At 68.5% G+C, this 14426-nt stretch carries 12 protein-coding genes and 2 tRNA genes; 12 read left to right on the top strand and 2 right to left on the bottom strand.

The genetic code is table 11. The features are described from left to right. The 10 genes from dnaA (at position 1) to CMN_RS00050 (ending at position 11445) form a co-directional block, all read left to right on the top strand. Positions 1–1434 carry a chromosomal replication initiator protein DnaA gene (dnaA, locus tag CMN_RS00005; RefSeq protein WP_011931220.1) on the top strand — a complete coding sequence of 478 codons (1434 nt, stop codon included), beginning with the start codon at positions 1–3 and terminating at the stop codon, positions 1432–1434. A gap of 540 nt (positions 1435–1974) precedes the next feature. Then, positions 1975–3126: a DNA polymerase III subunit beta gene (dnaN, locus tag CMN_RS00010; RefSeq protein ID WP_015488816.1), complete on the top strand. Its 1152-nt coding sequence runs from the start codon at positions 1975–1977 to the stop codon at positions 3124–3126. A gap of 20 nt (positions 3127–3146) precedes the next feature. Continuing rightward, on the top strand, positions 3147–4034 hold the full coding sequence (gnd, locus tag CMN_RS00015) for a phosphogluconate dehydrogenase (NAD(+)-dependent, decarboxylating) (protein WP_015488817.1): 888 nt from the start codon (positions 3147–3149) through the stop codon (positions 4032–4034). A 7-nt stretch (positions 4035–4041) separates the two neighbouring features. Next, a complete protein-coding gene (gene recF, locus CMN_RS00020; RefSeq protein WP_015488818.1) occupies positions 4042–5253 on the top strand; it encodes a DNA replication/repair protein RecF in 1212 nt (403 codons plus the stop codon). After that, complete coding sequence (locus tag CMN_RS00025) at positions 5250–5762, top strand: DciA family protein (RefSeq protein WP_015488819.1); 513 nt, start codon at positions 5250–5252, stop codon at positions 5760–5762. Before recF ends, CMN_RS00025 begins: the two co-directional genes overlap by 4 nt. 189 nt (positions 5763–5951) lie before the next feature. Next, the gene (gyrB, locus tag CMN_RS00030; RefSeq protein WP_015488820.1) at positions 5952–7997 is read left to right on the top strand and encodes a DNA topoisomerase (ATP-hydrolyzing) subunit B; all 2046 of its coding nucleotides are present in this window, start codon (positions 5952–5954) and stop codon (positions 7995–7997) included. A gap of 82 nt (positions 7998–8079) precedes the next feature. Continuing rightward, complete coding sequence (gyrA, locus tag CMN_RS00035; protein ID WP_015488821.1) at positions 8080–10767, top strand: DNA gyrase subunit A; 2688 nt, start codon at positions 8080–8082, stop codon at positions 10765–10767. Continuing rightward, positions 10760–11167, top strand: a complete 408-nt coding sequence (locus tag CMN_RS00040) for a DUF3566 domain-containing protein (protein ID WP_011931227.1) — start codon at positions 10760–10762, stop codon at positions 11165–11167. The genes gyrA and CMN_RS00040 overlap by 8 nt, the downstream gene beginning before the upstream one ends. 48 nt (positions 11168–11215) lie before the next feature. Further along, positions 11216–11292: transfer RNA gene (locus tag CMN_RS00045), tRNA-Ile, on the top strand. Positions 11293–11372: 80 nt separating this feature from the next. Beyond that, a tRNA-Ala gene (locus CMN_RS00050) sits at positions 11373–11445 on the top strand. A 112-nt stretch (positions 11446–11557) separates the two neighbouring features. Here the strand turns inward: CMN_RS00050 and CMN_RS00055 are convergent. Continuing rightward, the gene (locus CMN_RS00055) at positions 11558–12184 is read right to left on the bottom strand and encodes a hypothetical protein (RefSeq protein ID WP_227077702.1); all 627 of its coding nucleotides are present in this window, start codon (positions 12182–12184) and stop codon (positions 11558–11560) included. 122 nt (positions 12185–12306) lie between these two features. Here CMN_RS00055 and CMN_RS00060 point away from each other — a divergent pair, with 122 nt between their 5' ends. Together CMN_RS00060 and CMN_RS00065 are read left to right on the top strand one after the other, a co-directional pair. Next, positions 12307–12846 (top strand): peptidylprolyl isomerase, encoded by a 540-nt coding sequence (locus CMN_RS00060; RefSeq protein WP_015488823.1) that lies wholly within the window; start codon positions 12307–12309, stop codon positions 12844–12846. Next, positions 12846–13709 carry a rhomboid family intramembrane serine protease gene (locus CMN_RS00065; RefSeq protein WP_015488824.1) on the top strand — a complete coding sequence of 288 codons (864 nt, stop codon included), beginning with the start codon at positions 12846–12848 and terminating at the stop codon, positions 13707–13709. Before CMN_RS00060 ends, CMN_RS00065 begins: the two co-directional genes overlap by 1 nt. A gap of 395 nt (positions 13710–14104) precedes the next feature. On the opposite strand, the gene CMN_RS00070 is transcribed toward CMN_RS00065, so the two are convergent. Beyond that, positions 14105–14344, bottom strand: coding sequence for a cell division protein CrgA (locus CMN_RS00070; RefSeq protein ID WP_015488825.1), 240 nt, complete (start codon positions 14342–14344; stop codon positions 14105–14107). Positions 14345–14426 lie beyond the last annotated feature (82 nt).

A 14426-nucleotide genomic window follows, 5' to 3' on the forward strand; every position in this document is an offset into this window, starting at 1 on the left:
ATGTCCGACCGCTCCGACCCGACGCACGCGATCTGGCAGAAGGTGCTCGCCGCCCTCACCGCGGACGACCGGATCACCCCGCAGCTGCACGGCTTCATCAGCCTCGTGGAGCCGAAGGGCGTGATGACCGGCACCCTCTACCTCGAGGTGCCCAACGACCTCACGCGGGGGATGCTCGAGCAGCGCATCCGCGTCCCACTCCTCAATGCCATCGGCTCGCTCGACGAGGCGGCCGGCGTGAGCAACTTCGCCATCGTGGTAAACCCGGAGATCGCGCAGGACGCCTTCGCCCAGCATCCCGAGCCGGCCGCCGAGCAGCCGTACATCGAGACACCCACCATCACGGCGCCGACGGACAACCCGGGGCTGCCGGCCTCGCCGTCCCGCGGCGACTCACGCCTCAACCCGAAGTACGGCTTCGACACGTTCGTCATCGGCGGATCCAACCGCTTCGCCCACGCTGCGGCCGTCGCCGTGGCCGAGGCGCCCGCCAAGGCCTACAACCCGCTCTTCATCTACGGCGACTCCGGCCTCGGCAAGACGCACCTCCTGCACGCCATCGGCCACTACGCCATCAGCCTCTACCCCGGGATCCGGGTGCGGTACGTGAGCTCCGAGGAGTTCACCAACGACTTCATCAACTCCATCGCGAACAACCGGTCGTCGCTGTTCCAGTCGCGCTACCGCGACAACGACATCCTGCTGATCGACGACATCCAGTTCCTCCAGGGCAAGGACTCGACGCAGGAGGCGTTCTTCCACACCTTCAACACGCTCCACGACCACAACAAGCAGGTGGTCATCACGAGCGACCTGCCCCCGAAGCACCTCACGGGCTTCGAGGACCGCATGCGCTCGCGCTTCGAGTGGGGCCTCATCACGGACGTCCAGGCGCCCGACCTCGAGACGCGCATCGCGATCCTCCGCAAGAAGGCACAGAGCGAGAAGCTGCAGGTGCCCGACGACATCCTCGAGTACATGGCCACCAAGGTCACCTCGAACATCCGGGAGCTCGAGGGCACCCTCATCCGCGTCACCGCGTTCGCCAGCCTCAACAAGACCCCGGTCGACTTGGCGCTCGTGCAGACGGTTCTGAAGGACCTGATCACGTTGGACGAGGACAACGTCATCGCGCCGGTGGACATCATCAACCACACCGCGGCCTACTTCAAGCTCACGGTCGACGACCTCTACGGCTCGTCCCGCTCGCAGGCCGTGGCCACCGCCCGCCAGATCGCCATGTACCTGTGCCGCGAGCTGACCAACCTGTCGCTGCCCAAGATCGGGCAGCTGTTCGGCAACCGTGACCACACGACGGTCATGTACGCCAACAAGAAGATCACCGAGCTCATGAAGGAGCGCCGCTCCATCTACAACCAGGTGACGGAGCTCACGAGCCGGATCAAGCAGAACCACCGCTACGGCAAGATGTGAGGCCCTCCTGCACGTGCTGCGGCACGTGCAGGGGACGAGGCAGCGGAAGGGGTCGGACCACGAGGTCCGACCCCTTCTGCGTGCGCGGGTGTCGGCGGCCCCATGTCGATCGGAGCGACGTGGACGTGCTAAGAGGCCCCGAGCACGTCCCCGCGTCGGGGAGAGAGGGCCGGCCGGGCCGGATCCGCTGTTCCCCACAGTGTGCACAGAGTGTGGATAACTGTGGAGAACCGCCGGAGCCGATGTGGGTTCGAGGACCCGGCCTGTGGAGCCGACGTCGTCGCTTCGTCGGCATCCCGCCGAGTCCCCAGGCCGCTCCACACCCGTCCCACAACTTCCAGACGTGTAGTTCCCGCTCGATCACGGGGGCTCCGGGAGTTGTCCACAGATTCCACAGCGGTTAACACTATTGATCCTTAAACCCTTCATTGGATGTCGCCCAAGAACCTCAGGGTGTGGAGGGATCGCCGGTCGTAGAGGCCCCCGTCGGCACAGCTAGCATTGACCGACAAATCTTCCGCTCATCGAGGGGTCCACAACGTGAAGTTCCAAGTCAACAGGGACGTCTTCAGCGAGGCGGTGTCCTTCGCCGTCAAGCTCCTGCCGCAGCGCACGACCCTCCCGATCCTGAGCGGGGTGCTCATCGAGGCGACCGAGGACGGACTGACGCTGTCGTCGTTCGACTACGAGGTCTCGGCCCGCACGCAGATCCAGGCGGACATCGAGGAGCCCGGCCGTGTCCTGGTCTCCGGCCGACTCCTCGCGGACATCGCGAACCGCCTCCCGAACGCCCCGGTGCGGTTCACCACCGAGGACTCGAAGATCACCGTCTCGTGCGGATCCGCGCACTTCACGCTGCTGAGCATGCCCGTCGAGGAGTACCCGACGCTGCCGCAGATCTCGGAGCAGTCCGGCCTCCTTCCCGCCGAGCAGTTCGCCGCCGCGGTCTCGCAGGTCGCGGTCGCCGCGTCCCGCGACGACGTCACGCCGGTCATCACCGGTGTCCAGCTCGAGGTGGGGGAGACCAGCCTCGGCCTCATCGCGACCGACCGCTACAGGGTCGCCGTGCGCGAGATCGACTGGGACGGCGGCGACTCCACGAGCGACGGCACCAGCCGCACCGCGCTCGTGCCCGCACGCACGCTGCAGGAGATCGGGAAGACCTTCGGCCACAGCGGCACCATCTCGGTCGCCATCACCGACACCGACGACCGTCAGCTCATCGCGTTCAGCGCCGACAGGAAGACCGTCACGTCCCTACTGATCCGGGGCAACTTCCCGCCGGTCAAGCGCCTCTTCCCCGAGACCGTCGACAACTACGCCGTGATCAACACGGCGGACCTCATCGAGGCGACGCGCCGCGTCCAGCTGGTGCTCGAGCGCGAGGCGGCACTCCGCTTCACCTTCACCATCGACGGCCTCACCCTCGAGGCCATCGGCTCCGAGCACGCGCAGGCATCGGAGAGCATCGACGCCCTCCTGACCGGCGTCGACACCGTGGTGTCGCTGAAGCCGCAGTTCCTGCTGGACGGCCTCGGCGCCGTCCACTCCGAGTTCGTCCGCCTCTCGTTCACGAAGACGGACAACCCCAACAAGCCCGGCCCCGTGCTCATCACGAGCCAGTCCTCCAAGGACCAGGCCGGCGCTGACAACTACCGGTACCTGCTGCAGCCGAACCTGCTGCTGCGCTAGACCGCGATCAAGGAGAGAACATGCACATCGGACTCGTCGGACTCGGCAAGATGGGCGCCCGCATGCGTGCGCGCCTCGAGGCAAACGGCATCGAGGTGACCGGCTACGACACGAACCCCGACGTCTCCGACGTGGCCACCCTCGACGACCTCGCCGCAGCGCTGCCCGCACCGCGCCTCGTCTGGGTCATGGTCCCGGCCGGCAAGGTCACGCAGAACGTGGTGGGCGACCTCGCCCGCATCCTGGAGCCGGGCGACCTCGTGATCGACGGCGGCAACTCCAAGTTCACGGACGACTTCGCGCACGCGGGGCTGCTCAAGGACAAGGGCATCGACTTCGTCGACGCCGGCGTCTCGGGCGGCGTCTGGGGCCTCGAGAACGGCTACGGCCTCATGGTCGGCGGCCCCAAGGAGCAGGTCGAGCGGGCGATGCCGGTCTTCGACGCGCTGCGTCCCGAGGGTCCGCGCGAGGAGGGCTTCGTCCACGTCGGCGACTCCGGCGCGGGGCACTACGCGAAGATGGTCCACAACGGCATCGAGTACGCCATGATGCAGTCGTTCGCCGAGGGCTACGAGCTCCTCGCTGCGCGCACGGACATCATCAAGGACGTCACGGGCACGTTCGAGGCGTGGCAGCGCGGGACGGTCGTGCGTTCCTGGCTGCTCGAGCTCCTCGTGAAGGCGCTCAAGGAGGACCCGGGCTTCGAAGACATCGAGGGCTTCGTGCAGGACTCCGGCGAGGGCCGCTGGACCATCGAGGAGGCGCTCGACAACGCCGTGCCGATGCCCGCCATCAGCGCGTCGATCTTCGCGCGCTTCTCCTCCCGCCAGGAGGACTCCCCGGCCATGAAGGCCGTCGCGGCGCTGCGCAACCAGTTCGGCGGCCACTCGGTGCAGAAGAAGTCCTGACCACCGGATGATCGTCCGTCACCTCTCCCTGGGTGACTTCCGCAACTACACCCGCGCGGACGTCGCGCTCCTGCCCGGTGCCACCCTCTTCGTGGGGAGCAACGGGCAGGGCAAGACGAACCTGGTGGAGGCGCTGGGCTTCCTGAGCACGCTCGGGTCGCACCGCGTCTCCACCGACCAGGCGCTCATCCGCCAGGGGGCGGAGTCGGCCGTGATCCGGGCGCTCCTGCAGCACGCCGGACGGGAGCTCCGGGTCGAGGTCCAGATCAACCGCTCGTCGGCGAACCGCGCGCAGGTGAACAGCACGCCCACGAAGCCGCGCGAGCTGCCGCGGTACTTCTCGAGCGTGTTGTTCGCGCCGGAGGACCTCGCCCTCGTGCGCGGCGATCCCTCCGGCCGACGCCGGTTCCTGGACCAACTGCTCGTGCTGCGCACGCCGCGGCTCGCCGGGGTGCTGTCGGACTACGAGCGAGCGCTCAAGCAGCGCAACACCCTGCTCAAGTCGGCGCGGGCGCGCGGGATGAAGGCCGACCAGCTGGGCACGCTCGACATCTGGGACGAGCGTCTCGTCGCGATCGGCTCGCAGATCATCGCGGCGCGCGGGGCTCTCGTCGAGAACCTCCAGCCGGAGCTGGCGCGCGCGTACCTGGCCGTGGCGGGATCCGACCACGGGCCGTCGTCGCGTCCGGAGCTGAGCATCCTCGCGGACGACCCGGGGGACGACGACGCGGACGACTCGGGCGCGCGCGACGGTGGGCGCTTCACGCGGGCCGAGGACGTCGTGCCCGTATTCGCCGCGGCCATCGCCCGCATGCGGCCCCGCGAGCTCGAGCGGGGTCTGACCCTGGTCGGCCCGCATCGCGACGATGTCCTGTTCCGGCTCAACGGGTTACCCGCGAAGGGCTACGCCAGCCACGGGGAGTCGTGGTCGTTCGCCCTCGCGCTGAAGCTCGCGTCGGCCGAGCTCCTGCGGCGCGACTCGCAGACGGGTGATCCGGTCCTCATCCTCGACGACGTCTTCGCCGAGCTCGACCAGGCCAGGCGCGGGCGCCTCGCGGAGGCCGTCACCGGCTTTGAGCAGGTGCTCATCACGGCTGCGGTGTTCGAGGACGTGCCCGAGCACCTGGCCGCGAACGCCGTGCACATCCGCGCCGGCGAGATCGTGGACGCACCGGCACCGGCACCGGCACCGACCGACGCGGACGGGGGAGCGGCGTGATCCCCCGCGCCGCTGACGGCGGACCGCTGCCCGAGTCCGAGGCGGTCGCCGTCTACCGCCGGTTCCGCAAGGTGTTCGGCGACGCGTCCGTGCGGTCGCCCTCCGCCCGGAAGCGCCGGGAGCAGAAGGCGGGGAGCTCGCCGTTCCAGCCGGGACGGGATCCCGACTCCCTCGGCAACGTCATGGACTCGCTCACCTCGCGGATGGGATGGACGTCCTCGCTGTCGCAGGCCGAGCTCATGGCGGCGTGGACGACCATCGCCGGCGAGGAGACCGCCGAGCACTCCTCCCCGGTCGGCATCGAGGACGGCCTCCTCACGGTCGAGTGCGAGTCGACGGCGTGGGCGACGCAGCTGCGGCTCATGCGCGTGGAGATCACGACGCGTATCGCCGAGCGCTTCCCCGACGCGGGCATCCGTTCGATCCGCTTCCAGGGGCCGAACGCCCCGTCCTGGAAAAAGGGCCCCAGGTCGATCCCAGGGCGGGGCCCGCGCGATACCTACGGCTAGGGAGGCGAATCACGTCACCCCCGCCTCGAAAGCGCGGCAGACGGCCGGTCAGGGCGGTGCCGAGGGTACTCCTGCGATAGAATAAGGGGTCGCCCGCAGTCCAGGGACGACGGTCCCCGGATCACCTCGTGATCCGCGCGCGTCCGCCGTCGGGCAGGGGCGCGTCGACGCGGCAGGAGCCACCACTTCATGACATCGGATGCCTCACAGGACCTCCCCGACGACTCCACCCCCGACGAGGTGGAGATCGAGGAGACGCACAACGACTCCGACCACATCACCCGCCAGCAGGTGAGCAACGACTACGGCGCCAACGAGATCCAGGTGCTCGAGGGCCTCGAGGCCGTGCGCAAGCGACCCGGCATGTACATCGGGTCCACCGGCCCGCGCGGCCTGCACCACCTCGTGAGCGAGATCGTCGACAACTCCGTCGACGAGGCCCTCGCCGGGTTCGCCAGCGACATCCAGATCACCATGCGGAAGGACGGCGGCATCCGCGTCGTCGACGACGGCCGTGGCATCCCGGTGGACATCCACCCGGTCGAGGGGATCTCCACGGTCGAGCTCGTCCTCACCAAGCTGCACGCCGGAGGCAAGTTCGGCGGCGGCGGATACGCGGTGTCCGGCGGCCTGCACGGCGTCGGCAGCTCCGTGGTGAACGCGCTGTCGGAGCGCCTCGACGTCGAGGTCCGCCGTCAGGGCGCCGTCTGGCGCCAGAGTTTCACCATCGGCGTGCCGGATGCGCCGCTGCAGAAGGGCGAGGGCTCCACCGAGACCGGGACGACCATCACCTTCTGGCCGAGCCGGGAGATCTTCGAGACCGTCGAGTTCGACTTCGACACCCTGCGCGCGCGGTTCCAGCAGATGGCGTTCCTCAACAAGGGCCTGGCCCTCACGCTGCACGACGAGCGCGAGGTCGACGGCGCGGAGCACCGCACCGAGAAGTTCCTCTACGAGCGCGGCCTCGTCGACTACGTGGAGCACCTCGTGAAGGCGAAGAAGACCGAGGTCGTCAACGCCGACGTCATCGCCTTCGAGTCCGAGGACACGGTCAAGAAGATCAGCCTCGAGGTCGCGATGCAGTGGACCACCTCCTACACGGAGAGCGTGCACACCTACGCGAACACCATCAACACGCACGAGGGCGGCACCCACGAGGAGGGCTTCCGCGCGGCGCTCACCACGCTGGTGAACCGCTACGCGCGGGAGAACAAGCTCCTCCGCGAGAAGGACGAGAACCTGACGGGCGACGACGTCCGCGAGGGCCTCACCGCCGTCATCTCCGTGAAGCTCGGCGAGCCGCAGTTCGAGGGCCAGACCAAGACCAAGCTCGGCAACACCGAGGCGAAGGCCTACGTGCAGCGCATCGTCGGCCAGCAGCTCGGCGACTGGCTCGAGAGGAACCCGGCGCAGGCGAAGGACATCATCCGCAAGGGGATGCAGGCGTCGCAGGCACGGCTGGCGGCCCGCAAGGCGCGCGAGCAGACCCGGCGCAAGGGACTGCTCGAGTCGGGCGGCATGCCCGGCAAGCTCAAGGACTGCCAGAGCAAGGACCCGGCGCTCAGCGAGGTGTTCCTCGTCGAGGGCGACTCGGCCGGCGGATCCGCGGTGCAGGGCCGGAACCCCACGACGCAGGCGATCCTGCCGCTGCGGGGCAAGATCCTCAACGTGGAGAAGGCCCGCCTCGACCGCGCGCTGCAGAACAACGAGGTGCAGTCGATGATCACCGCGTTCGGCGCGGGCATCGGCGAGGACTTCAACGCCGAGAAGGTCAGGTACCACAAGATCGTGCTGATGGCCGACGCGGACGTCGACGGCCAGCACATTACGACCCTGCTGCTCACGCTGCTGTTCCGGTACATGCGCCCGCTCATCGAGCTGGGCTACGTGTACCTCGCGCAGCCGCCGCTGTACCGGCTCAAGTGGTCGAACGCGGAGCACCAGTACGTCTACACGGACGCGGAGCGCGACGCGCTGCTCGCGCACGGGCAGGCGAACGGCAAGCGCATCCCGAAGGACAACGGCATCCAGCGCTACAAGGGCCTCGGCGAGATGGACTACAAGGAGCTGTGGGAGACCACCATGGATCCGGCCACCCGCACGCTCATGCAGGTGACGCTCGACGACGCCGCGGGCGCCGACGAGGTCTTCTCGACGCTGATGGGCGAGGACGTCGAGTCCCGCCGCAGCTTCATCCAGCGCAACGCCAAGGACGTCAGGTTCCTCGACATCTGATCGACCGGGCGGCGGCACGGCCCGATGCCGACCGCCGCCCCACGCCGACCCCACGATCCACCGACCTCTGAACGGGACCTCCATGGCCGACGACAACACTCCGGACGACGAGCAGGGCACGGGGGCGACCCCGGACGACGAGCAGGCGCCGTCGACCGGCGACGCGCTTCCGCAGGACGGCGTGACGCCGGCGTCCTCCGCCGCTGCGGCCTCCGACTCCCTGCCGGGCGCCATCATCGACCCTGACGCCACCGTCGTCGTCACGCACGACCGCATCGAGCAGGTCGACCTCCAGCTCGAGATGCAGCGTTCGTTCCTCGACTACGCGATGAGCGTCATCGTCCAGCGCGCGCTCCCCGAGGTGCGCGACGGCCTGAAGCCCGTGCACCGCCGCGTGATCTACGCCATGTACGACGGCGGATACCGGCCCGACCGCTCCTTCTTCAAGTCGGCCCGCGTGGTCGGCGAGGTCATGGGGCAGTTCCACCCGCATGGCGACTCGTCCATCTACGACGCGCTCGTCCGCCTCGTCCAGCCGTGGAGCCTGCGCTACCCGCTCGCGCTCGGCCAGGGCAACTTCGGCTCCGCCGGCAACGACGGCGCCGCCGCTCCGCGGTACACCGAGACCAAGATGGCCCCGCTCGCCATGGAGATGGTCCGGGACATCACCGAGGACACGGTCGACTTCCAGGACAATTACGACGGCCGCACGCTCGAGCCCAAGATCCTCCCGTCGCGCTTTCCGAACCTGCTGGTCAACGGATCCGTCGGCATCGCGGTCGGCATGGCCACCAACATCCCGCCGCACAACCTCCGCGAGGTCGCGGCGGGCGCGCAGTGGCTGCTCGCGCACCCGGACGCCAACCGGGAGGAGCTCCTCGAGGCGCTCCTCGAGCGGATCAAGGGACCCGACTTCCCGACCGGCGCCCAGGTGCTCGGCACCAAGGGCATCATCGACGCGTACCGCACCGGCCGCGGCTCCATCACGATGCGGGCCGTCGTCGCCGTCGAGGAGATCCAGGGCCGCGTCTGCCTCGTCGTCACCGAGCTCCCGTACCAGGTGAACCCCGACAACCTGGCGATCAAGATCGCCGAGCTCGTGAAGGACGGCAAGCTCGCCGGTGTCGCCGACATCCGCGACGAGACCTCGGGCCGCACCGGCCAGCGCCTGGTGATCGTGCTGAAGCGCGACGCCGTGGCGAAGGTCGTGCTGAACAACCTCTACAAGCACACGCAGCTGCAGGAGAACTTCGGCGCGAACATGCTCGCGATCGTCGACGGGATCCCGCGCACACTCGCGCTCGACGGCTTCATCTCCGCATGGGTCGACCACCAGATCGACGTCATCGTCCGCCGCACGCAGTACCGGCTCAACGAGGCCGAGGCACGCGCCCACATCCTGCGCGGATACCTGAAGGCGCTCGACGCGCTCGACGACGTCATCGCCCTGATCCGCCGGTCCGAGACGGTCGAGGTCGCCCGCAGCGGGCTGATGAAGCTGCTCGACATCGACGAGCTGCAGGCCAACGCGATCCTCGAGATGCAGCTCCGCCGCCTCGCCGCGCTGGAGCGCCAGAAGATCCAGGACCAGGCGGCCGAGCTCGAGGAGCGCATCGCCGAGTACAAGCACATCCTGGCGACGCCCACCGTGCAGCGGGAGATCATCAGCACCGAGCTGCAGGAGATCACCGACAAGTACGGCGACGACCGGCGCACGGAGATCATGCTCGGCTTCGACGGCGACATGAGCATGGAGGACCTCATCCCCGAGGAGGAGATGGTGGTCACGGTCACGCGCGGCGGGTACATCAAGCGCACGCGCATCGACAACTACCGCAGCCAGCACCGCGGCGGCAAGGGCGTGCGCGGCGCCCAGCTCCGGGCCGACGACGTGGTCGAGCACTTCTTCGTCACGACCACGCACCACTGGCTCCTGTTCCTCACGGACAAGGGCCGCGTCTACCGCGCCAAGGCGTACGAGCTGCAGGAGGCCGGCCGCGACGCCAAGGGCCAGCACGTCGCCAACCTGCTCGCGATGCAGCCGGACGAGGAGATCCAGCAGGTCCTCGACATCCGCGACTACCAGGTGGCCCAGTACCTCGTGCTCGCCACCCGCGACGGCCTGATGAAGAAGACGGCCCTCACGGAGTACGACACGAACCGCACCGGTGGCATCATCGCGATCAACCTCCGCGACGGCGACGCGCTCGTCTCGGCGCTCCTGGTGGACGAGGACGACGATCTCCTCCTCGTCTCTCGCAAGGGCATGTCGCTGCGGTTCTCCGCCGACAACCAGGCGCTCCGTCCGATGGGTCGATCCACGTCCGGAGTGAAGGGCATGACGTTCCGCGGGGACGACACGCTGCTCAGCGCATCCGTCGTCGGGGAGCAGGGCTATGTGTTCGTCGTCACCGAGGGCGGCTTCGCGAAGCGCACCGCCGCGGACCAGTACCGCGTGCAGAACCGCGGCGGCATGGGCATCAAGGTGGCCAAGCTGCAGGATGCCCGAGGCGACCTCGCGGGGGCGCTCATCGTCGGCGAGGAGGACGAGATCCTCGTCGTGCTCGCCAGCGGCAAGGTGGTACGGTCTGTCGTGGCCGAGGTCCCGGCGAAGGGCAGAGACACCATGGGTGTCGTGTTCGCCCGGTTCGCGGACGACGACAGGATCATCTCACTGGCCAAGAACTCCGAACGCAACCTGGTGGTCCCCGAAGCTGCGCCCGACGCGTCCGACGGTACCGCTGCTGGAAAGGGAACACCTGATGAGTAGTGTCGCCGAGAAGCTCGCGAAGAAGTCGTCGCGGGCCACCACCACCAAGCAGGTGCGTCTGAAGCTCGTGTACGTCGACTTCTGGTCGGCGCTGAAGCTCGCGTTCCTCTTCTCCGTGGTGCTCGGCATCATCACCGTCGTCGCGACGTTCCTCATCTACGTCGTGCTCCAGACCACGAACGTGTTCGGCACGGTCGACCAGTTGTTCCAGGAGGTCTCCGGATCCGCGGACTTCTCCCTCCAGGACGTCTTCGGCCTGGGCCAGGTGCTCGGCTTCGCGATCGTCGTCGCCGTCCTCAACATCGTCGTCGGCACCGTGCTCGGTGCCGTCGCCGCGCTGCTGTACAACCTCAGCGTGCGGATCACCGGCGGCGTCCTCGTCGGCTTCACCAACGCGTAGCCGATTGGGAGAAACGGGCAGGCGTACGGTAACGTGTACCTGCCCGATGGGGATATAGCTCAGTTGGTTAGAGCGCTTCACTGATAATGAAGAGGTCCCAGGTTCAAATCCTGGTATCCCCACCAACACCCCCGGATCCGCATGATCCGGGGGCATGGCGGGACACGAGTCGGTAGATCGCCAGGCGGTCCGAGGCTCGCCGATCGGGGTCATAGCTCAATTGGTAGAGCGCCTGCTTTGCAAGCAGGAGGTCCGGGGTTCGATTCCCCGTGACTCCACATCTCGCCCGTTGCCGGGCTCCTCCCCTCGCCGCATGCGTCCGGTCCCGACCGCACGACGAAGGCCCGGACACCTGTCGGTGTCCGGGCCTCTGTCAGAGCGAGACGGGGATCAGCTCGCGGGCTGGTCCTTCGTGGTCGCGTCGACGGCCTCGGGCTCGTCGTCGGCGATCCACAGGTCGTCGTCCGCGCGGAACGTCTGGTACAGCGCGTAGCCGACGCCGCCGACCACCACGACGCCGAGCGCGATGAGGGCGACGCCGCCGAAGCCGAGGCCCTTCTTCGCCGGAGCGACCTGCGGGACGTAGCGGCCCACGTAGGAGCGCCCGTTGTCGACGTAGTGCTTGCCGAACTCCTGCGCCTTGGAGGAGACCTTGCCGGCCTTCTTGACCGCGTCCTTCACCTGCTTGCTGTTGCGGATGCCCTCGGTCGCGGCGACCGCGGATCCGGCGGCACCGGCGACGGCCGGGAGGACCGTGTGCGTGAAGCCCTTGTAGGCGGAGTCGGCCGCGGTGCGGACGCGCTCGGCGCCGGCCTCGTAGCCGGGACGGATGTGGTCGTCGACACCGCGCTTGACGGCGGGGACGACATGCTGGTCGGAGAGCTTGCGCGCGGTGTGCGCGGCCTCGACCACGACGACGTTGGCCCGGTCGAGGACCTCGCGCTGCTCCTTGAGGACGGCGGCCGCGTGGGTGCGGAGCTTCGCCAACTCCTTCTTGTTCTTGCGTGACAGACCCAAGGGGACCTCCATCGGTGTGGTTTCGCCAGGAATCCCCAGTCTGGCACGGGTGCCTCTGCGGGCAAACACGACGGAGCCTGTGCGTCCGCCGAGTCCCAGCTCCGCCGTGAGACCATTGCTCCATGTCTGCGCACACTCACGTCGCCACCATGACGACCAACCACGGCACCATCGTCCTCAACCTCTTCGGGTCCCACGCACCCCAGACCGTCGAGAACTTCGTCGGCCTCGCCACGGGCGAGAAGGAGTGGACCCACCCCCAGACCGGCAAGAAGTCGACCGACCCGCTCTACGACGGCGTCGTCTTCCACCGCATCATCAAGGACTTCATGCTTCAGGGCGGCGACCCGCTCGGCCAGGGCACCGGCGGCCCCGGCTACCAGTTCGACGACGAGATCAGCCGCGACCTCGACTTCTCCAAGCCCTACATCCTCGCCATGGCGAACGCGGGCACCCAGGGCGGCCGCGGCACGAACGGCTCGCAGTTCTTCATCACCACGGCGCCCACCACGTGGCTCCAGGGCAAGCACACGATCTTCGGCGAGGTCGCCGACGACGCGTCCAAGAAGGTCGTCGACGCGCTCAACGCCGTCCCGACCGACGGCCGCGACCGTCCCCGCGAGGACGTCGTGATCGAGAGCGTCACCGTCGAGAAGGTCTGATGACCGACTCACCCCGTACGGCGGCCGACCGCTGCTACCGGCACCCCGACCGGCAGAGCTTCGTGCTGTGCCAGCGATGCGGGCGGACCATCTGCCCCGAGTGCCAGACGCCGGCCGCCGTCGGGGTGATCTGCCCGGAGGACATGAAGGAGCAGCGTCGCACCGCTCCCCGCTCCCGGGCCTCGTTCGTCACGCGGATGACGCGGAGCTCCGCGCCCGTCGTGACGTACGGGATCATGGCGGTCTGCGCCGTTGTGTGGATCCTGCAGGTTCTGCCCGTCGTCGGCGGCTACGTCACCACGTCCCTGTGGTTCGCGCCCGTCTACGGCAGCTTCGCCTCCGGTGACTACGAGCCGTGGCGGATGCTCACCAGCGCGTTCACGCACTCGCCGTCGAGCATCCTGCACATCGTCTTCAACATGCTGTCGGTCTTCGTCTTCGGCCGCGTCCTCGAGCCGATGCTCGGACGTGTCCGCTTCCTGGCCCTCTTCCTGATCTCCGCGCTCGGCGGCTCGCTCGCGGTGGAGGTCATCGGCTCGGCGATGGGGGAGCCCCTGCAGGCCGTCGTCGGTGCCTCAGGCGCGATCTTCGGCCTCATGGGCGGCTACTTCGTGCTCGCGCGGAAGCTCGGCGGGAACGTCGGCCCGCTCCTCGGCATCATCGCGATCAACCTCCTGCTCGGCTTCGTCGTGCAGGGCGTCTCCTGGCAGGCCCACGTCGGCGGGCTCGTGACGGGCGCGCTCGTGGCGCTCGTGCTCCTGCGGACGCGGGACGGCCGTCAGCGCGGCGCGCAGATCGGCTCGCTCGCGGGCCTCGCGGCGGCGATCCTCGTGGCGGCCGCCGTCTTCCCCGTCACGCTCTGACCGACCCGCACACGCACGCGCCGTCCCCTCAGGGGCGGCGCGTTCGTCGTACCCGGGTCCATCGATCCCCGTGCGTCCGGGGCCCAGCGAGGTTATCCACAGGCCAGTCCACAGTGGGGATAGTTACACGTGTGTGATTAGGGGCCGATGGGGGAGGGGCTCCGACGGCGTGGGGCGGTGTCGACCTCGGCCGGATCGCCACGCTCGTGGGCTTCCGCGGGTAACCCGTCGTACCGGCGGCATCCGGCGGACCGCTCCGCGCAGTTCTCCACATGTGTGGAGGGTTGTGCACAGGAGCTCTGTGGACAACGCGGGATCCTCGCGCTCGCATCGCCGGAGATGCAGAAGAGCCCGTCACCAGCGGGTGGTGACGGGCTCTCGTGGTCGCGCTGGGGTCAGCGCCACCTGGTGGTCATGAGGAAGCCGACCAGGATGAGGCCGAAGCCGATGAGGATGTTGCCGACGCCGAGGTCGGGGATGGGGAACGCGTTGAGGCTCACGTAGTACACGATGAGCCATGCGAGCCCGACGAGCATGAAGCCGAACATGATGGGCTTGAACCACACGGGGTTCGGGGCGTCCTCGTCGCGCACGCGTTCCTGGCGGGAGGGTCTCGTCGTCTTGTCGCGGGCCATGCGGAGATTCTAGCCGTACCCTCCTCCACCGGGCCGGGAGGATGCCCGGCTCCACGGTGCGCTCCCGGAGGCCGTACCCCGC

Origin of the sequence: Clavibacter nebraskensis NCPPB 2581, from assembly GCF_000355695.1 — a bacterium.
GTDB lineage: Bacteria > Actinomycetota > Actinomycetes > Actinomycetales > Microbacteriaceae > Clavibacter > Clavibacter nebraskensis.